Here is a 19992-nt window from a genome sequence, read left to right as displayed (position 1 = left end):
CCTATGCACAATATTGGAACACGTGAATTTATTATCGCCCTCCTCTTCGGCGCTTTACATAGTTTATTCACGTTGTTTATTGTGCTTTCCAGCATTTGGGTATGCTTAGCCCTATGGGTCCAACAACCTTTTGGCTGGTTAGGCAGCCGTATTATTATTGGCATATGGATTGCCTTTGCTTTAAGTATGGCGGGTTTATATTTTAATGGGCATATTATTAGCCGTCGTACAGACGTTTTAATCTACCTGTTAGCTTTTGCCTGCTCTTTGGTTTGGTACTTTTCGATTACTGCACGTCAAGACCGTGACTGGAACCCTGAAGTTGCCAATATGCTAAGTTACAAAAAACACGGCGATGTTATTACTTTGCATAATGTCCGTAACTTCAACTGGCATCCTGATGGAACCTATGATGTTCGCTGGGAAACCCGTACTTTTGATCTGAGCCAGTTAAATGGCATAAATATTATTACTTCTTACTGGATGGGGCCACAAATTGCCCATACGCTAGTCAGTTTCGAATTTAAAAATCAACAACCTTTAGTTTTTTCGATCGAAATTCGAAAAGAAAAGACGGAAGAGTTTTCAGCAATTGGCGGCTTCTTTAGAAAATATGAACTGAGCTTAATTGCATCTGATGAAAAAGATATTGTCTACACGCGTAGCAATATCCGTAAAGAGCAAGTTTATAATTTCCCGGTCAATATGCCTCGCTCTGAGCAAAAAGCGCTCTTTTTAGAATATCTTAAAAAAGCAGATGAACTACGTGCAGAACCAAAGTGGTACAATACGCTCACAAGTAATTGTACAACTTTAATTTTTGATATGGTTCAAGCCATTAACCCATATCAGCTTCCTAAAGATTATCGGTTAATTGCCTCTGGTTACTTGCCTAATTATTTATATGATCTTAAAGCACTCGATCAAAATATTAGCTTGAAACAGTGGTACCAAATTGCACACATTAACCCACGTACTGAACATTTCGAACAATTTGCAGACCAAAGCAGTGAGCATTTCTCTCAAATTGTTCGACAGGGTTTACCTAAAGTAAAATGAAATAAGTAATGCAATTTTCTTTACTTTTTTATACACGCTTTACTTTGTAATCTAACTAGATAAACCCTATTCTAATAGGCAGGAAATAGAGGAAAAAACAATGCAACAGGCATTATTTGGCGGCGGCTGTTTTTGGTGCGTCGAAGCCGTATTTTTACAAATACGTGGTGTAGAAAAAGTAACAAGTGGTTATGCTGGTGGGCATACAACTCACCCAACTTATGAGCAAGTATGTCAAGGTGACACTCAGCATGCTGAAGTGGTCCTTATCGACTTTGATGAACAACAAGTTACATATTCTCAGTTACTTGATGTGTTCTTTGCAACGCATGATCCAACGACTTTAAACCGCCAAGGTAATGATATTGGTACTCAATATCGCTCTGTTATTTACTATTTTAATGAAGAGCAAAAGCAGGCAGCAGAACACACCATTCAGACATTAAAAGATGACGATCTTGATATTGTGACTGAATTATCTCCTGCTCCTACGTTCTATCCAGCAGAAGACTATCATCAAAATTACTATGAAAAGAACCCTTCACAAGGTTACTGCAACTTTGCAATCCCACCTAAACTGTTAAAGTTACATAGTAAATTCCAACATCTCATGAAAAATTAATAAATGAGAAAATAAAAAAGCAACCGAATTGGTTGCTTTTTTATTACGTGAAACTAGATTTTAATTTTCACTTACAAAGGCAATATCGCTCAGTCCGGCTTCACTGGCGCGAGACATTACCTGAGCAACAGTATCGTACTTCGACTCTTTATCAGCGCGAAGTTGAACTGTCGGTTTAACCGCACCTTGACCTGCTTCTTGGAAACGTTTTTGAAGCTCATCAAGGCTAATTACTTGAGTATCCCAAGCCACTTCACCATTTGCATTGATACTAATCGTAATTGCTTTTGGTGGTGGATCAATAATTTCAGCAGTTGTTTTAGGAAGCGTTAATGGAATCGATGGGTTGGCAACTGTTGCTGTGACCAAAAAGATGATCATTAACACCAACATAATGTCGATTAGCGGAATGAGATTCATCTCATTCATGCCACTATCGTGGTCTTCACCCAATTGAAAAGCCATTAAGCTTGACCTCCAACATAACTTTGCTGTGCAGTTTTAACATCAGACTTTACAGTTGAGTCTTGCTGCAACATGGTGTCGATTAACAAACTGTGTGCTTGATCTTGTAAATCATGAGCAAGGCCACGATTCGCACGTACACAGATGTTATAAGCCAATACCGCTGGAATCGCAACTGCTAGACCAAGACCAGTCATAATAAGTGCTTCACCTACTGGTGTAGCCACTTGAGCTAAACCTGCCTGTCCGCTCTTACCAACAGCAACTAACGCGTGGAAAATACCCCATACTGTACCAAACAAACCCACGAATGGTGCAATTGAAGCAATTGTTCCTAAAACTGAAATACCTTTATCAGCATTGGCTTTCTCAGCAGAAATCTGACGCAATAATGCTTGCTCTGCAACTGCTTTACGTTGTTCAAAACTCAAAGGTTGTAACTTTGCTTTGAGCGAAGTAATAGCCTGAGAGAGTTGAGCATAAGCTTGTTGTTTTAGTTGGCGAGTCCCCATCAAACGTAAGATGAAAACTGTCCAGGTAGCAATCGACATTGCCAATAAGATGAAATACAGGGTTTTACTCACTGCATCTGCATGTTGCCAATAGATTGAAAAGTTCATATTCGAACTCCTGATTAAGGTTAGCCGTTGGGACTCAAATTCGTTTAAGGGGTTAAGTCAAACGGTTGCTCTGCTTTAATTGGATAAGCAACACCGTTTTCCATATAAGGTTTAAATTTTGCACTACGTACAGCACGGACTACTTTGTCATCTAGACTTGGAATACCGCTGCTACGGGTTACGCGCACGTTAGTAATCTTGCCTTTCTCATCGGCTTCAATAAGTACAACAACCGAGCGTGCTTCGCCCTGTAAATCTTTTGGTGAAACAGTCAAACGTGGTGAGCGGCTCCACTGTACACCCGAACCACCAATTGAAACGCGTTTTGGCGATGGATCTGGAGCAGGTTGAGCTTTAGGTGCTTCTTGAACCACTGGCTTTGGCTTTTCAACGACTTTTTCAGTCACAGTAGTCGTTGGCGTTACTATTTTCGGTTCAACTTTAGGTTCTGTTTTTACTGTTTCTTTAGGTGTTTCAGCCTTTTTGACCTGCTGAATTTTTTCCACTTTCTTAGGTGGAGTTACAGGTTTCTCGACAACTTTAACCTCTTTCACTTCTTTTTTAGGTTCCGGCTTTTTAGGCGGTTCTTTTGGTTTTGGTGGTAAAGGTTTTGGTTGCTCTTGAATTTTTACAAAGCGGACTTGTAAAGGTTTCTTTTCAATTGGCTTTAGTTCAGCAGGCTTAATGTGGCTGACTGCCCATAAGACCCCGATATGACCAATTGCAACCGCAATTAGTGCCGTGATGACTTTCTTTTTCATCGGATTGGGAGAGTTTAAGGCTGCGGAAGATTGACTCATAAGAATCTAATTACCTAATGGATGATGATTTCGGCTTTCAATTTATAGAAACGATTTCAAACATCGGATAGAACAATAAAGTGCCACAATAATAAATGAGAAGTGTTTTCATTTGCAACTACTTTTTTATGAAAACATTCCTCATTATCGCGAGGTCTAACTTGATAAAGTGATATCACCTTAGTTTTCTCATGCTTAGGCAACGCACTAAAATTTGTAAGTTCCCTATTTTCACTTATCAGATCGCGCTCAGCTTAAAAAAATAATTAAGTAGCTAGATATTAAAAGTAATCTATAGAGCAACAGACTCTAGTTATGTTATAACATTTTAAATTTATTTTAGCCATAAAAAAAGCACGCTCAAAAGCATGCTTTTAAAGGAATATAAGTTGTTAGAAAACAACAGTCTTATTGCCATCTACAATAATTCGGTCTTCTAAATGCCATTTAACAGCACGAGCTAATACATTACGTTCAACATCTTCGCCAAGCTCACGCAACTGCTCAACATTATAATCATGGCTCACACGTTCAACGTCTTGCTCAATAATTGGGCCTTGGTCTAGGTCAGCAGTCACATAGTGAGCTGTTGCACCAATCAACTTTACACCTTTTTCATATGCTTGCTTGTATGGGTTTGCGCCCACAAAAGCAGGTAAGAATGAGTGGTGAATATTGATAATTTTCATTTCCCATTTAGAAACGAAATCTTCACTTAAAATCTGCATGTAACGTGCAAGAACTAATAAGTCATTGCCTTGCATCATTTCATGAATTTGAGCATAAGCTTCTGCTTTATTGTCTTTGGTTACTTTAATGACTGTAAATGGAATACCAAAGTTTTCAACCGCTTCACGTAAATCTTCGTGGTTAGAAATTACGTGGGTAATTTCACACGGTAAAGAACCACGTGCATGACGCCACAATAGCTCAAGCAAAGCATGGTCAACTTTAGAAACTAAAATACCAACCTTTTTAATATCATTAACAAAAGCAAGACGCCATTGCATGCCATAACGTTCCGCTACATTTGCTGCGAAAGTCTGAATTAAAGCATCTTTACGAGACTGTAAATGATCAAGTTCAAATTCAACACGCATGAAATAACGTCCGCCTTGAGCTTCCGTCGCATACTGATCAAGCGCGGTAATGTTTGCACCCTGATGGTACAAAAAGCTCGATACAGCCTGTACGATCCCAGGCTTGTCTTCACAAGTAATCAGTAAACGGGCTGTATTGGCAGTGGTCATATTCATTTGGTTAATATCACTTAATTGAGACAAAATTTTGATAAGCCGAGTATTCTAGCGCTCTAAATAAACAAGCACAACTATTCATCTTTTAGGGACGATAAGCTGGCAAAAAGATCAGAAGGTCCAAGCGACTCCAATAATTGCTCATAAGTCGCGCGGCTTTCACCCATTAAATAAGGGCCTTCTAAAAAAACCATTTGACGTAAAGCTTGCCAAACCCATTTTTCTTCAAGGTGGTTATTGTCACTAATGTGTCCGGACATATATAGAAAGTTGGTCCAGTTCGTTAAGACAATCCAGAGGTTAATAATGAGCGCTTCAATTTCCGATGGCGTCATTTTCATAAGCCCGGCATCAACAAAGGCCTGATAAATTCTTTGCCCTTGCTGCATGACCTGTCCTGCAAACCGAGGATAGATCTTTTTAAAGTCTTCGTTACTTTCAACTAAATGATAAACATCGCGGTGGATAAAACGATAGTTCCATAGCTGACCACTGAGCACCTGAAAATAATTAATTTTATCATTGGTCGTTAATGGTCTGTCCTCAGGTAAAGAGAGCATTTCTAAAGTCTCGACCTGATATTGGTGCATTAATTCCTTAATGATTTCATGCTTGTTTCGAAAGTGATAATACAAGTTTCCAGGACTAATCCCCAACTCTGCAGCAATATGATTGGTAGTGACAGACCGTTCGCCACGCTCATTAAAAAGCTGCAAACTGATTTGTAAAATCCGGTCTTTTGTCTTCAGAGCTTTAGGTAGAGACATTTTAATAACCTTCGTTAATTCATATGGTTAAGACTTGCACACAGAAACCAACTTGACTCTTTAGAGTATTTACTCTAAAAAATAAGTATATCAGTATATTTGGTAAGTACCGATGAACAGTCAAACAAAAACAAATCCAGAGACTCAGGTTCCTTATGATGTTAAGCATTTACATGATTTGCTTGAGCAGCAAAAGATTGCCTACTTACGTCATCCGGTACCCACTGCTAAAGAGCGTATTGATCGTTTAGCTCGTCTTAAAAGAGTCTTGGTAAAATATCAAGATCAGATTGCCGAAGCAATTAACCTTGATTATGGCAATCGTGCCATTATGGAAACCAAAATTGGTGAGTTACTTACCTGTCTTGAACAAATCAAGTATTACAGTAAGAACCTGACCGGATGGATGAAACCATCAAAACGCCATATCAGTGTATTACATCAGCCAGCAAAAGGTTGGGTACAATATCAACCAATGGGTGTTATTGGCATTATTACACCTTGGAACTACCCATTACTACTTTCCGTTGGCCCACTCATCTGTGCTTTGGCGGCTGGTAACCATGCCATGATCAAAATTTCGAGTGCTTCTCCAAATTTTGGACAGGTTCTTGAAAATGCTCTTTCTGAAGCTTTTCCACAAGAATTGGTTGCTGTGGTTAATGGCGGCGGTGTGATCTCTGATGCGTTTAGTCACCTGCCTTTTGACAAAATGATTTTCACAGGCTCGACTTCTGTCGGTAAAACAGTCATGGCGGCTGCAGCTCAAAACCTTGTGCCAGTCATTCTTGAGTTGGGTGGTAAATCCCCTGCGCTTGTACATGCTTCCGTAGACATGAAAGATGTCGCACAGCGTATTGCTGTGGGTAAATTATGGAATGCAGGCCAAACTTGCGTTGCGCCAGACCATATTTTCTTGCCGCGTGGTAAAACTGCCGAGTTCATTGAAAACTTTAAATTGATTGTGGCTGGAATGTATCCTCATTTCCGTAACAATCAAGACTACACATCTATTATTAATGATAAGCAGTATAACCGTATTCAGGGCTATCTAGAAAATGCCCGTGATCAGGGTGCTCGTATTATTGAAATTAATCCTCAAAATGAAATTTTAGATGATGTCCGCAAAATTGCACCGACTCTGGTTACTGGTGTAACAACTGCAATGGATATTATGCAAAATGAAATTTTTGGTCCTGTTCTACCAATTTTAGAATATGACCAAATAGAAGAAGTCATCGAATTTATTAATAGTCGACCACGTCCTTTGGCGATGTATTATTTTGACTATGATCAGGCACGCGCCGATTATATCTCTCAGCATACTCATTCAGGGCATTTCGGAATTAACATGGTGATTACCCATGTAGCCCAAGATGATTTACCTTTTGGCGGTATTGGTGCGTCAGGTATGGGTAAATATCACGGACCGGAGGGCTTTTTTGGGCTTTCGCATGAACGTTCGGTCATGTCAAATCCAAAACTTTATAGCTTGAAATATATTCTTCCGCCGTTCAATAAACCGATTCATCGCTTCATTTCGAAAACCTTGTTGCGTTAACTGATCAAGGCATGATCTGTTATACTAGATCATGCCTCGTTTTTACCAATTTCGCTTGTCTTTTAATCGTATTTTTGGTATAAAACGCCCCTTGAATGAATTCATCCGTTTACATTTAGTATGACTGGCCACAGATTTGCTGTTGGCTAAATCAATGGAGTTACACCATGTCTAAGGTTTGCCAAGTTACCGGCAAGCGTCCAGTCGTTGGTAACAACGTCTCACACGCCAACAACAAAACCAAGCGCCGGTTCGAGCCGAACCTGCACCACCACCGTTTCTGGTTAGAAAGCGAAAAACGTTTTGTACGTCTTCGTTTAACCACTAAAGGTATGCGTATTATTGACAAATTGGGTATCGAAAAGGTTGTTGCAGACCTTCGTGCTCAAGGTCAAAAGATCTAAGGAGTCTGAGCAATGCGTGATAAGATTCGCCTCGTTTCTTCAGCTGGTACAGGTTACTTCTATACCACGACTAAAAACAAACGTACTATGCCGGAAAAAATGGAAATCAAAAAATTTGATCCAAAAATCCGTCAACACGTGATTTTCAAAGAAGCTAAAATCAAATAATTTTAGCCTCGAAAAAAACGACTTCTTTATGAAGTCGTTTTTTTTTGCATTTTTTTTATACCTGCCTTTTTGTTAAACTTTCCACATATTCCGCCTTGGCATTTTTTATGCTTGTCTTTAGCCTAACTCACGTAAAAGGAGTTTTTAGTGCCGCATGACGTAGATTTAATTATTTTACTTGCTGTTGGTTTCGGCGTTGCCCTGTTTTTTGGCTATATTGCCGCCCGACTACGACTTCCCCCTCTTATTGGCTATCTCATTGCCGGAATTATTATTAGTCCTAATACTCCTGGTGTTGAAGCAGATATTCATCTTGCAAACCAACTTGCTGAACTCGGTGTAATGTTCCTCATGTTTGGCGTTGGTATGCATTTTTCCTTAAATGATCTTTTACTTGTTCGCCGCATTGCCTTGCCAGGTGCAATCTTACAAATTGCTGTTGCAACTTTACTGGGTATTGGCGTTTCAATGTTATGGGGCTGGAGCTTTGGCTCCGCACTCGTTTTTGGCTTAAGCCTGTCATGTGCGAGTACAGTTGTATTATTAAAAGCTTTGGGAGACCGTGGTCTTCTAGATTCTGTAAACGGCAAAATTGCTGTGGGCTGGCTATTAGTTGAAGATTTAGTCATGGTACTTGTTTTAGTACTTCTTCCAGCTACAGCTGTTTTACTGGGCGGAAAAGCTCCAGCAGGCGCAGAAGGTAACATCTGGCTAACACTTGGAATCACCCTATTAAAGGTTATTGGCTTTATCGCCTTTATGCTGATTGTAGGCAAGCGTGTAGTGCCTATCATTATGCAGTTTGTTGCTCGCTTAGGTTCAAGAGAGCTTTTTACACTTACTGTAGTCGCTGCGGCTGTATCGATTGCCTATGGTTCTTATGCCATCTTTGGGGTTTCAATGGCATTAGGGGCATTTTTTGCCGGAATGGTCGTTAAAGAATCAGATTTTAGCCATCGCGCAGAAGAAGAAACGCTACCACTACGTGAAATTTTCTCGATTTTATTTTTCGTTTCAGTAGGGATGTTGTTTGATCCACATATTCTTATTGAACGTCCACTACATATCTTGGCTGTTATCGCAATTATTATGGTGGGTAAAACACTTGCTGCAATGGCCTTGGTTTTATTCTTCCGCTATCCAATCAATACTGCTTTAACAGTCGGGGCCAGCCTTGCTCAAATTGGTGAGTTTTCATTTATTTTGGCTACCCTTGGTGTCTCTTTAGGTCTATTAACTTTAGAAGCTCAAAACCTGATTTTAGCAGGCGCATTATTCTCAATTACACTGAACTCTTTCATCTTCTCGGCAATTGAGCCGGTACAACGTTGGATTCGTGAACGCTCTCATTTAGCACGACTTCTTGAACGTAGTGGCGACCCATTAGCCATGCTGCCCGATGAAGTCGATCAATCTTATCTACGCGATCAAGTGGTGATTATAGGGTATGGTGGCGTTGGACGACGTATTACTGAAAATTTAATTAATCAAAATATTAAAGTCGTAATTGCAGAAGAGAATCGTGAAATCGTAGAAAAACTACGTCAGGCAAATATTGCAGCTGTAAGTGGTGTAGCAACCGAACCTGGCGTTTTAATTCAAGCACATATCATGCACGCACGACTCTTGGTAATTTCACCTATGGATATTTTAGATATTCATCGGATTGTAGATATTGCGAAGCAATTGAACCCTCAAATTCAGGTTTTAATTTGTGCAGAAAGTAAAGAAGAAGCCGCAGTGATTAGAGACGAACACATTGGTGAAGTATTCTATGCGAAAGAAGAAATGGCTAAGAATATGAGCCATCATATTTTAAATCAAATCGAACTTGCGCATCAGTCCACACATCATTAATGCATACAAAAAAAGCGTACTCAAGAGTACGCTTTTTTTAACTTAAGAATTTAGGCTGCTCATCCACAACTTCAGCCTGCCATTCATTGACCTGCTTTTCTAACAGCCCAAACAAAGCAGCTTGAATCATATGTTGTGCAACTATAGGCGTCTGTTCACCTAATATTGCCTTTAGTTCATCACTAAACTGAATTTTAACCAAGGGCTCTTTTTCAGAACCAGCATTACGCAAGGCGAGCTCACCACCTTCTAGTTGGACTAATTCCAACACTGCTTCTTGATTTCCAAATAACTCTTTCAATTGCTGTATAGACATATACTTCCTCCATGTTTCAACATGGTGGCAAAGCACCCTTGCACTTTGCATCTCTCGTCTTATTTATATAGGCGCACTGGGATTAAATTTCAAGCGCTCAGATAGTTTAATTTTAGAACTCGACCATTTCGTTACGAAAACCATCAATTAAATGACTTAACTCTCTATGCCATTCACGCAAAATTTTCACATCAGGTAACCATGATTGTGGTCCCTGAGTCACTTTAATGATCAAATTAGAAGAAGTTTCTTCTTCCGGTGTCGGTTCAGTTGGTTCCGGTGCATATTGGCACATACGGTAAGCACGTTTTAATTCTGCAACGAAGCCATCTTTTGCCAATTGCTGCAAAACAGAAACTTCCGGAGAAACTTGTCCTTTTGCCGCCATATGCTCTTCAATAGATTTTAATGTCGGTTGCAAGTCATTTAAACGGTAATAACGTACCAATTCTTGCAAAAATGCCAACATCGCACCATGTAAATGAAATACAGCTGCTTCACGATACGCTTGCACCTGCTGTACATGATCAGTTTGCTCTGCTTGTTGACACGCTAAGCGTGCAAAATAGAGTTTTTGATTGGTACGATCGGCATGATAACGAGCAACACGTGACATAACTAAACTTTCCTGTTCTAAAATTGCCATCTATATGGCTATTCTTAGCTTAACGACTCCATTGATAAAATCAACGTTATTTATGGTAAATCCAGAGAGACTTGATAAATTTTACGTTTAGCCGGAACTTTCAACTGTCGCTTCATAGGACGCACATTACTTAGAACCCAAGCAAAATATCCTTCACTCCAACCAGAGGCACAGGCAGGTTCAATTTCATCGTTTCGCCAAACATGAATAGAATCAACATCAACCAAAGCGACGGCGACTCCCTCTTCTTCATCACCATCATTTATTAAAAAATTTTGGTTCTCAACAATGAATAGATCTTTAAGAGGCAGCTGTGCAGGGACCCATGAACGAACTTCAAGTGTTTTTATTCCCTGAGCTATACGGGTTCCATTTGGAGCAACCACAGAAAGAGCTAAAAATTGTTGCATAAAAGCCTTACTCTTCAGCTGCCTTAACCCGAATACCGTAACCTTTTACTTTAAGTGTATTTAGACCTTTGATTGCTTTAATGGCTTCACGCGGATTCGGCATTTCGACAAAGCCAAAGCCCTTTGATTTACCCGTATCTTTATCGGTTACAACGACACAAGACTCAACTTTACCATAAGCTTTAAACAGCTCTAAAACTTCAGCTTCAGTCACTGAACGATCTAAATTACGAACTAATATTTTCATTTTCCAACCTTCATTGACCATCAAAAGAAAGGCCAATATACATTTGAGTATTCACAGTGTCTTATACAGTAATTTAGTCAAGATCGATACCAAAACCTAAGTTTACTGTTCGTGAAGTATTCCATTGTTTTTTGGCGAATGGCTGTGGCACCTGACGATGAATTTTTGCCTGAACCAAATGGGCAGGTAAATCATTTAGAAAATAGCTTTCGATTTTGCGGCCTTGTTCGTCATACGTGTCTTGTGACCATGTATTGAGATTTTGCTTCGTCAAAATCAATTCATTTTCCGCACGTGTTAATGCAACATACAATACTCTGCGCTCTTCTTCGACTTCATCAAAATCGCCCTGTGCTCGCGCATAGGGATATTGGTTTGGTGAGACATGTGGCACATAACACACTTTCTGTTCTGCACCTTTAGCGGAGTGAATTGTAATTAAGGTCACTAAATCATCATCACCCGCTTTTTCAATTTCAGAAATTGAAATTGGTTCAAGCACATATTCTTCAAGAAACTCACCAAGAGATGCATGTTTACGCGCAAGTTGTTTGACTAAATCAAAATCCCTAGCACGACGTGACCAGTCTTTAGTTTTATAGTTTTGCTCTAACTGTTCACTTAATGCATCTAGTGCTAGACCAATGCTTGCCTCAACATGCTGCTGTAGCACATCAAGCTGTTTCAAAATCAAAATGGCCTGTAAAGGAACTTTTCCATGACGCTCCAAACGCTGACAACGCTCTTCGACCTCACTAATGCTCATTAACTCTTGCGCCAACTTGCTGGCACCCACATCTCCAATACCATCCCATAAGGTTAAAAAGCGCATCCAAGCCAAGTCATCCTGCGGGTTACTCACAATACGCAATAAACTGAGCACATCCTTTACATGCGCTGATTCAAGTAACTTTACGCCACCAATAAAACGATACGGAATTTCAGCGGCAATAAATGCACCTTCCAAATAGCGTGCGCTGTAACCAGAGCGGACTAACACCATATGGTCGTACCAATTTGCGCCCTGTTGGTGTCGCTCTATTAAGTCTTGTGCAATCCAGTTGGCTTCTTCAAATTCATTACCAAACAAATGGAGTTGTGGCTTTTGTCCTTTGCCACGATGTGCCTGTAACTGTTTTTGGTAATCGATTGGACTGTGAGCGAGTAACCAATTTGATAAATCTAATATTTCTTGAGTCGAGCGATAATTCAGATCTAAAGTATGAATAACAGCATCAGGAATACGTTCTTTAAAAGAATGAATGTTTTCAAAATCGGCCCCACGGAAACCGTAAATTGACTGGGCATCATCTCCCACACAAAATAATTTCACCTTACCAATCAGTGGCTGCAAAAGTGCCCACTGTAAAGGGTTGGTATCTTGCATCTCATCAACCAACAAAGCTTGGCAGAAACCAGCAACCCAGTTCGTCAGTGCTTCCGAGTTTTGTAAATGAACAGCGACGATCGACAAAATGTCATCATAGTCTAAAAAATTACGCTCTCTTTTACGCTGTTCATAGGTTTTCATTAACTCAGCAATTTGTGATTTATATTCATATGCTTCAGGTAATTGCTTGAGTAACGCTTCAGAAAGCTTCGATTGCGTATTTCGGGCATAAGAATACAAATCACACAGCTCTGCCGCTTTAGGCAAAACATTATCTTTGTCTTTGCCTCTTAATAAGCGAAACATGAGTAACTGATCATCACGATCAATAATACTAAATTGGGTTAAACCAAACGCTTGCGGATTACGACGCAATAAATACATGCAAAAGGTATGGAAAGTGGATGCACGAAGACCTTTGGCTTGTGCTCCAACATGCTGTTCGACCCTTGCAACAATTTCACTCGCAGCTCGGCGGGTAAACGTTAAAATCTGAATTTGATTTGCAGGCAAACCTTGATCAATTAAATAAGCTGCGCGAGCAACAATAGTTTTCGTCTTGCCACAACCCGCTCCAGCCAAAACCAAACAGTTTTGAGCCATAGTCGTCGCTGCTTTTTTTTGCTGAGCATTTAATTCATTAATTAACTTTGCAAGACTCATAACACATATCGCTAAAACACCAAGGCTTAGTTTAACAGACCCATGCCATGAGATGGACCTTCGCTCACTAAAAACAAAAAAGAGCACCCTAAGTGCTCTTTTGTTCGTTATTTATATTAAGAAACCGTTTTTGAACTAGAAGGTAAATGCTTAATCGCAGAAGCGAGCCCTAAAAAGTTAATGCCCTGAAATAAAATATCTACTGCTAAAAACATTCCCAACACCCAAAACGGAGAATCTTTAGAAACTAAAATTAAAATACCTGTAGCGAGGGTTAATAATCCTGAAAATAAGGTCCAGCCCCACCCTGCAATTGGTCTTAGTAAAAATGCATTTATAGTGCGGATTACACCCGCAATAATCAGAGCAATTGATAATAAGCTTGTTAAAACCACAGCCGTAGTAACAGGCGTAGAAAATGCATAATAGCCTGCCATTAAATACAGCACTCCAAAAAGTGCCCACAGCCATCGGCTACCGCCTTTAAACACACTTAAGGCAGCAATTAAATGCAATACACCACCCACCATCATTAAAATACCAAACAGAAAAACAACCGAAAATGTGGCAAATGGCAGTGAGCTAAATAACACCAAACCAAAAATAATGAGCACAAAGCCTAATATTAGATACCATTTACGATCAGCATGTAGCTGATTACGAACCAAATCATTACCTACAGTTTTCATGACGGCGACTCTTATTATCAGGTATTAGGAAGTTTATATAATGTCATTATAGTGATGTACTTCACATTTATTGTCTGTATAAGATGTGCATCGTTTATTAACAATTGATGTGGATAAAACAGTATTTATCCACAATTTTATTTCAGCCACCCCACTTCTTGAGCTGTTGGTAAACCTATGACGGTTTCTTGTAAATCACTTGGCATTTTGCTGGTCTGCTCAGATAATGGTGTTCGACCACCCATGATTTCTGCTCGCTTTTGTGGATAAAGAGGTACTTTTTCAGGTTGTGCATATCCTAATGGATATATGGGCTGACCTGTTTTTAAATCATATTTATCTTTTGCCCCAAAGCCATGCAATAGCTCATGAACGATTACAACCTGATTTTGTGATGCTTGCCCACGTGTAGCAAACAAATTAACACTACCAATACGGCCCTTTTCTAAAGCAGTCGAATGCACCAAAACTTTTTGATAATTGGGATCGTAATAATTTAAATAAAGTTTGAGCGATGCTCCATTATCTTCAGGCTGTTGTTGTCGCCAGGCATAAAAACGAAACTTTAAACTCCACCAAACCACATGAAAAATACCGGCATTTTGTGGCACCTCAGGTGGACGCTGCTGTAACTGTTGCCCCAAACGTATTTCAAAGTTTGCTGATTGCCCCCGATAATGTTGCGACCATTCACTTAAATAGCTTTTAAGCGTCTGGAAATCAGTGTTTTGTAACTGATGAATATAAGCTTGTGTGGTTTGTAAGCCATCTGCATTTATTGGGTGCAATACCACCACAATAGGCTGATTCCAGTCTTGGTTTTGGTCACGCCACGCTTGAACTGCAACGATTAATAAAACAATTAATAGACATAAAATCCGAATGTTTTTCCACATTCTTTTTCCCCATAAAAATTAATATTTTCTTTTATTGTTGTAGATGAAAAAAATGCTAGCTGAGCTAGCATTTTTTATCTGTCTTATTTAGCCTTCAATCCATTTACCATCTTGATAAATTAGGCTCCATTTAGTTTGTTTACCTTCTGGTGTTTCAGAACCCACATATTGTGATTGGTTCTTACGACTAAACTTCACAATGGTTGGATTACCTTCAGGGTCTACATCTGGAGCTTGTAAAATAAACTGGTATTTTGGATCAAGTTGATCAGCTACGCTACGAAGCTCAGCAACTTTTGGTGCACGTGTTTCACGAATTTTCGGGAACTTACTTGCAGCCAAGAACAGACCAGCCGCGCCATCACGTAACACAAAATAATCATCATGCTTGGTTGAACGCAAATGTTCCATCTTGATTGGTTCTACACGTGGTGGTGCAGGTTGACCATTTTTCAAGACTTTACGAGTATTGTCACAGCTTGTACAAGCGAAATACGGACCAAAACGGCCAGTTTTAAGCTGCATTTCACCATCACATTTATCACATGGAATGGTTGGGCCATCATAACCTTTGATCTTGAACTCGCCTTCTTCAAGCTCATAGCCATCGCAATCCGGGTTGTTACCACAAACATGTAACTTACGGCCACCATCAATGACGTAGCTGTCCATTGCTGTACCACATTTCGGACAACGATGTTTTGACATCAAGTCTGCTGTTTCAGCACTATCGTCATCAGATAACGCTGCTAAAGACTCAACTGGCGTTAAGTTCAAGGTCCCTTTACAGCGTTCTTTAGGCGGCAAGTTATAACCAGAACACCCTAAGAATACACCTGTTGTTCCCGTACGAATCTGCATTGGACGTGAACATTCAGGGCAATGTACTGCTGGTACTTCAACTGGCTGGTTACGACGCATTCCCTGCTCACCTTGAGCATTGGTCAGACGCTTTTTAAAATCACCATAGAATGTGTCTAGCAATTCCTTCCAGTTACGCTCACCCGTTGCTACACGGTCCAACTGACCTTCTAAATCTGCAGTAAATGCATAATTCATTAGGTTATTAAAACTTTCATCAAGACGATCCGTTACGATCTCACCCATTTTCTCAGCAAAGAGACGGCGATTTTCTAACTTAACGTAACCACGTTCTTGAATCGTAGAAATAATGGCAGCATAAGTCGACGGACGACCAATACCACGTTTTTCAAGTTCTTTTACTAAAGATGCTTCAGTAAAACGAGCTGGCGGTTTGGTAAAATGCTGACTTGGATCTAGCTTTTCGAGCTTTAAAATTTCACCCACTTTAATTGCAGGTAAAATGATATCGTCATCAGATTTGTTGGCACCACGAACTTTAGTAAAGCCATCAAATACAAGCGTACGGCCTTTTGCCTTTAACTCAACATTGCCAGCTTCAACTGTTAAAGTTGAAGATAAATATTCTGCCGGAGTCATTTGGCAAGCTACGAATTGACGCCAAATTAAATCATACAAACGCTGAGCATCACGCTCTACACCAGCAAGTTGATCACCAGTCAGCGCAACATTTGATGGACGAATAGCTTCGTGGGCTTCTTGAGCACCTGCTTTATTACCATAGCGATTTGGCTTAGCTGGTAAATATTTTTCGCCATATTGGCTTTCAATATGCGCACGTACCATACTTACAGCATCATCACTCAAAAACGTTGAGTCAGTACGCATATAAGTAATGAAACCAGCTTCATACAAGCGCTGCGCTAACATCATGGTTTTCTTTACAGAGAAACCTAAACGTGTACTTGCAGCCTGTTGCAAAGTCGATGTGATGTATGGGGCGCTTGGATTCACCTTAGTTGGTTTATCTTCACGCTGGGCAACTTTATATTCAGCACCTTTTAATACATCTAACAGGGCATCTGTTTCAGCTTTATTTTTTAATTTAAGCGTTTTACCCGCCTGTTTTACAGCCTCAAGACGAATGTCATCTTTTTTAGCTTTAGTGTCTGCAAAGACTTGCCAATATTCTTCTGGAATAAAAGCACGAATTTCACGTTCACGTTCAACAACAAGCTTTACCGCTACAGACTGTACACGACCTGCCGATAAACCACGGGCAATCTTTTCCCATAATAATGGCGAAACCATGAAGCCTACTACACGGTCCAAGAAACGACGTGCTTGTTGTGCATTAACACGGTTTAAGTCGAGACGTGTTGGCTGTTTAAATGCTTCTTGAATGGCATTTTTAGTAATTTCGTTAAATACCACACGATGATAACGGCTATCGTCACCACCAATCACTTCGCGTAAGTGCCAAGCGATTGCTTCCCCTTCTCTATCCAAGTCCGTTGCGAGATAGATTGCATCTGCATCTTTAGCAAGTTTCTTGAGTTCAGCAACAACATTTTCTTTGCCAGGCAGAACTTCGTAATGCGCTTGCCATCCATGTTCCGGATCGACGCCCATACGATTGATTAAAGCCTGATTCGCTTTTTGTTCTTTTTCAGCCTCAGTGAGTTTGGTCCGGGCAGCCGGCTTTTTCTCTGTTGCTTTACTGCCGCCTGTTGGCAAGTCACGTACGTGACCTACAGAAGACTTAACAATGTACTGCGAACCTAAATATTTGTTGATGGTTTTCGCTTTGGCAGGCGACTCCACAATCACTAAGGCACGTTTATGTGCAGCAGAGGCAGAAGATGCTGTGCTTTGAGATGCAGAGCGCGAGGTATTCGCCATATAAAATGTTATTCCTATACCAATAAATTTAAAAATCAGGCTTCAGCCAAGGCCAACAGATAAGCCTTCATCTCATCTAATTGCGTAGCTTTCAGGTCCGATTCCTCATCCCAATAAAGGCCTACACAGTTTGCCTGCATATCAATAGCATAAATCCCTTTTAATGCAATGGGAGAATCATTAAATTTCTCATCGCCTTGCACAACTTTTAATTTTCCGTCTATAACGCGAGCACGCATGAGCGGTAAACGAGCATCGGGGATCAATACACTATAGTAAGCAACCATGCTGGCACGCTTTTCAGTTGCCATCGGGACATGTGTCCATTCAGGTGCAGCAATTACGCGTGGATGTAGCCCCATTTTGCGGGCTTTGTCTCGCATAATTCCCAGCGCCTTTTCACGTGGACTCACTCTTAAACCAAAAATGGAGCCTAGCACGAAAAGAACAATGATAACGGTAACCCAAATTCCGATATTGTCCATAGCAAAACCTATTAATCTCTTTTATTAGAGTTGCATAAGCTGACCAGAAAACGCAAGTTACATCATAAAAATAATGTCCAATTAACCGACAAGGCTAAAAACTACAACATTTCCTCATAGATATTTTTAACAATCTAGGCAGAATATTTAGGCGCTCTTTTCAGTTTCAAGAGTAGTTAACTTACCAAACTGATCCAGATGCGCATCTCCCCAAGTTTTTAAAGCAAGAAGTATCTGCTCAAGCCCGCGCCCTAAATCAGTTAGACAATATTCCACTTTAGGAGGCACTTGAGGATAAACCTCACGATGAATAATGCCATCTTGTTCTAACTCCCGAAGCTGATTGGTCAGCATTCTTTGTGTAATGCTTGGAACTCGTTTACGAATTTCATTAAATCGTAAAGTTCCTTCATTTAATAAATGCCAAAGAATGACACATTTCCATTTGCCATCAATCAAACTGATTGCGGCCTCAACTGAACAACCTGGTGAGCAGTCAAAACTTGAATGTCGAGCTTTTGCCATTTTACAGTATCCTTTTTGACACTATGAGCGTTATTTGTCTGTAGTCACTATTTTTAAGCTTACGTTATGATCAAACTCTCAACAAGAGGAATGATGATTATGAAAGCTGTGGCATATCAAAAAGCGGGGCCTATTACATTGCCAGAGGCACTCGTAGATATTGAACTCGACACTCCAGTAGCTAAAGGACATGATTTACTTGTTCGTGTTCAAGCTGTATCAGTAAATCCAGTCGATACCAAAATACGTAAAAATGTAAGTGCTGAACAATCTGGCTGGAAAGTTCTTGGATGGGATGCTGTAGGCACGGTAGAAGCGATTGGCGATAAAGTTACTCAATTTAAAATTGGTGATGTGGTTTGGTATGCAGGTGCTTTAAATCGCCAAGGCAGTAATAGTGAATTGCAATTAGTTGATGAACGTATTGTCGGTCATAAACCAAAAACTTTAGAAGCAACTGAAGCTGCGGCTCTTCCTTTAACAGCAATCACAGCTTGGGAAATGTTATTTGATCGTCTACAAGTTCCAAAGACTGCGCCTGCTAATACGACTATTTTAGTGATTGGTGGAGCTGGTGGGGTAGGTTCAATTACCATTCAGCTTCTTAAGCAATTAACTAACCTCACGATTATTGCTACAGCTTCACGCCCCGAAACAAAAGAATGGGTAGAACAACTAGGTGCTGACTATGTATTAAACCACCGTCAGCCTTTAGCTGCACAAATTAAACAATTAGGTTTAAGTGCACCTTTATATGTATTCTCAACCACTGAAACAGATCAACATTTATCAGATATCGTAGAGTTAATTGCTCCACAAGGTCATTTTGGACTTATTGATGACCCTGATCAGTTAGATATTAAACCGTTTAAATCTAAGTCTGTCTCAGTCCACTGGGAGTTTATGTTTACGCGCTCAATGTTCCAAACGGAAGATATGGAAAAACAAAGTGCGCTACTAAATGAAGTCAGTAAACTGGTGGATGAAGGTAAAATCAAAACAACTGTGACTCAGGTTTTAAGCCCAATTAATGCTGAAAACTTAACACAGGTTCATGAGCAAATTGAAAGTGGTTCAACCAAAGGGAAAATCGTTTTACACGGATTTTAAGTCGTACTTTTGAAAAATAAATGGCAAGCTTAACGCTTGCCATTTTAATTAATAATGCGGTGGTTTATTCGTTAATGGATCAAAAGGTGCAACACCCTCTGATAAATCTGCAGATTCCACACGTTGATAAAGTAATTGCATTTGTTTTTTTAAATCAGCTATTTCTAGAGTTTGAATCGCGAGTTGCTGATTTAATTCCTCAACTAAATCATCTAAAAATGCAATTCGCACTTGCAAATCTTCAATGGGTGCGGAAAATGACGCTTGATCATCATGATATGGTGGTTTAGTCATTTAAGTCCTCATTTGAGA

At 40.0% G+C, this 19992-nt stretch carries 23 protein-coding genes; 7 read left to right on the top strand and 16 right to left on the bottom strand.

Annotation, left to right across the window (positions count from 1 at the left end; all coding sequences use genetic code 11):
* Window positions 1-3 precede the first annotated feature (3 nt).
* Both MKL36_RS02000 and msrA read left to right on the top strand, forming a co-directional pair.
* On the top strand, window positions 4-1059 hold the full coding sequence (locus tag MKL36_RS02000) for a DUF4105 domain-containing protein (RefSeq protein ID WP_021511350.1): 1056 nt from the start codon (window positions 4-6) through the stop codon (window positions 1057-1059).
* Between the two features lie 100 nt (window positions 1060-1159).
* The gene (gene msrA / locus MKL36_RS01995; protein ID WP_001183413.1) at window positions 1160-1681 is read left to right on the top strand and encodes a peptide-methionine (S)-S-oxide reductase MsrA; all 522 of its coding nucleotides are present in this window, start codon (window positions 1160-1162) and stop codon (window positions 1679-1681) included.
* Window positions 1682-1741: 60 nt separating this feature from the next.
* Here msrA and MKL36_RS01990 read toward each other — a convergent pair whose 3' ends face one another.
* The 5 genes from MKL36_RS01990 to MKL36_RS01970 form a co-directional block, all read right to left on the bottom strand.
* On the bottom strand, window positions 1742-2146 hold the full coding sequence (locus MKL36_RS01990) for an ExbD/TolR family protein (RefSeq protein WP_000885431.1): 405 nt from the start codon (window positions 2144-2146) through the stop codon (window positions 1742-1744).
* On the bottom strand, window positions 2146-2766 hold the full coding sequence (locus MKL36_RS01985; protein WP_001011664.1) for a MotA/TolQ/ExbB proton channel family protein: 621 nt from the start codon (window positions 2764-2766) through the stop codon (window positions 2146-2148). Before MKL36_RS01985 ends, MKL36_RS01990 begins: the two co-directional genes overlap by 1 nt.
* A gap of 44 nt (window positions 2767-2810) precedes the next feature.
* Window positions 2811-3566, bottom strand: coding sequence for an energy transducer TonB (locus MKL36_RS01980; RefSeq protein ID WP_000083586.1), 756 nt, complete (start codon window positions 3564-3566; stop codon window positions 2811-2813).
* A 392-nt stretch (window positions 3567-3958) separates the two neighbouring features.
* Window positions 3959-4822, bottom strand: a complete 864-nt coding sequence (gene purU / locus MKL36_RS01975; RefSeq protein ID WP_001057506.1) for a formyltetrahydrofolate deformylase — start codon at window positions 4820-4822, stop codon at window positions 3959-3961.
* Window positions 4823-4896: 74 nt separating this feature from the next.
* A complete protein-coding gene (locus MKL36_RS01970) occupies window positions 4897-5589 on the bottom strand; it encodes a TetR/AcrR family transcriptional regulator (RefSeq protein ID WP_000056618.1) in 693 nt (230 codons plus the stop codon).
* A gap of 112 nt (window positions 5590-5701) precedes the next feature.
* Between MKL36_RS01970 and MKL36_RS01965 the strand changes: the two genes are divergently transcribed.
* The 4 genes from MKL36_RS01965 to MKL36_RS01950 all read left to right on the top strand — a co-directional run bounded on the left by MKL36_RS01965 (window position 5702) and on the right by MKL36_RS01950 (window position 9579).
* The gene (locus MKL36_RS01965; RefSeq protein ID WP_001088254.1) at window positions 5702-7150 is read left to right on the top strand and encodes a coniferyl aldehyde dehydrogenase; all 1449 of its coding nucleotides are present in this window, start codon (window positions 5702-5704) and stop codon (window positions 7148-7150) included.
* Between the two features lie 167 nt (window positions 7151-7317).
* Complete coding sequence (rpmB, locus tag MKL36_RS01960; protein ID WP_000048256.1) at window positions 7318-7554, top strand: 50S ribosomal protein L28; 237 nt, start codon at window positions 7318-7320, stop codon at window positions 7552-7554.
* Window positions 7555-7566: 12 nt separating this feature from the next.
* Entirely contained in the window at window positions 7567-7722 is a 156-nt protein-coding gene (rpmG, locus tag MKL36_RS01955; protein WP_001205031.1) for a 50S ribosomal protein L33, read from the top strand.
* Window positions 7723-7869: 147 nt separating this feature from the next.
* Window positions 7870-9579, top strand: coding sequence for a cation:proton antiporter (locus MKL36_RS01950; protein ID WP_021511351.1), 1710 nt, complete (start codon window positions 7870-7872; stop codon window positions 9577-9579).
* 37 nt (window positions 9580-9616) lie between these two features.
* Here MKL36_RS01950 and MKL36_RS01945 read toward each other — a convergent pair whose 3' ends face one another.
* The 10 genes from MKL36_RS01945 to MKL36_RS01900 form a co-directional block, all read right to left on the bottom strand.
* The gene (locus MKL36_RS01945) at window positions 9617-9895 is read right to left on the bottom strand and encodes a hypothetical protein (RefSeq protein ID WP_000027403.1); all 279 of its coding nucleotides are present in this window, start codon (window positions 9893-9895) and stop codon (window positions 9617-9619) included.
* 112 nt (window positions 9896-10007) lie between these two features.
* Window positions 10008-10511, bottom strand: a complete 504-nt coding sequence (locus MKL36_RS01940; RefSeq protein ID WP_002027464.1) for a DUF6586 family protein — start codon at window positions 10509-10511, stop codon at window positions 10008-10010.
* 80 nt (window positions 10512-10591) lie between these two features.
* Window positions 10592-10951 (bottom strand): ASCH domain-containing protein, encoded by a 360-nt coding sequence (locus MKL36_RS01935; protein WP_001183876.1) that lies wholly within the window; start codon window positions 10949-10951, stop codon window positions 10592-10594.
* A 7-nt stretch (window positions 10952-10958) separates the two neighbouring features.
* Window positions 10959-11198, bottom strand: a complete 240-nt coding sequence (locus MKL36_RS01930) for an RNA recognition motif domain-containing protein (protein ID WP_000699342.1) — start codon at window positions 11196-11198, stop codon at window positions 10959-10961.
* A gap of 73 nt (window positions 11199-11271) precedes the next feature.
* A complete protein-coding gene (locus tag MKL36_RS01925; RefSeq protein ID WP_000050354.1) occupies window positions 11272-13251 on the bottom strand; it encodes an ATP-dependent helicase in 1980 nt (659 codons plus the stop codon).
* A gap of 116 nt (window positions 13252-13367) precedes the next feature.
* A complete protein-coding gene (locus tag MKL36_RS01920) occupies window positions 13368-13940 on the bottom strand; it encodes an HdeD family acid-resistance protein (protein ID WP_000859452.1) in 573 nt (190 codons plus the stop codon).
* Between the two features lie 137 nt (window positions 13941-14077).
* Window positions 14078-14836, bottom strand: coding sequence for a hypothetical protein (locus tag MKL36_RS01915; protein ID WP_000265771.1), 759 nt, complete (start codon window positions 14834-14836; stop codon window positions 14078-14080).
* An 87-nt stretch (window positions 14837-14923) separates the two neighbouring features.
* Window positions 14924-17560 carry a type I DNA topoisomerase gene (topA, locus tag MKL36_RS01910; protein WP_000024261.1) on the bottom strand — a complete coding sequence of 879 codons (2637 nt, stop codon included), beginning with the start codon at window positions 17558-17560 and terminating at the stop codon, window positions 14924-14926.
* Between the two features lie 35 nt (window positions 17561-17595).
* The gene (locus tag MKL36_RS01905; RefSeq protein ID WP_000368721.1) at window positions 17596-18045 is read right to left on the bottom strand and encodes a hypothetical protein; all 450 of its coding nucleotides are present in this window, start codon (window positions 18043-18045) and stop codon (window positions 17596-17598) included.
* Window positions 18046-18192: 147 nt separating this feature from the next.
* Entirely contained in the window at window positions 18193-18570 is a 378-nt protein-coding gene (locus MKL36_RS01900) for a winged helix-turn-helix transcriptional regulator (protein ID WP_001029768.1), read from the bottom strand.
* A gap of 99 nt (window positions 18571-18669) precedes the next feature.
* Between MKL36_RS01900 and MKL36_RS01895 the strand changes: the two genes are divergently transcribed.
* The gene (locus MKL36_RS01895) at window positions 18670-19680 is read left to right on the top strand and encodes a zinc-binding alcohol dehydrogenase family protein (protein WP_000648637.1); all 1011 of its coding nucleotides are present in this window, start codon (window positions 18670-18672) and stop codon (window positions 19678-19680) included.
* Window positions 19681-19728: 48 nt separating this feature from the next.
* On the opposite strand, the gene MKL36_RS01890 is transcribed toward MKL36_RS01895, so the two are convergent.
* Window positions 19729-19974: a SlyX family protein gene (locus tag MKL36_RS01890; protein ID WP_000165735.1), complete on the bottom strand. Its 246-nt coding sequence runs from the start codon at window positions 19972-19974 to the stop codon at window positions 19729-19731.
* Between the last annotated feature and the right edge of the window lie 18 nt (window positions 19975-19992).

Source organism: Acinetobacter sp. AOR12_HL (assembly GCF_027855275.1).
Taxonomy (GTDB): Bacteria; Pseudomonadota; Gammaproteobacteria; order Pseudomonadales; family Moraxellaceae; genus Acinetobacter; species Acinetobacter baumannii.
Note: the sequence above shows the minus strand (reverse complement) of the source record. Positions and strands in the feature narration are given on the sequence as shown.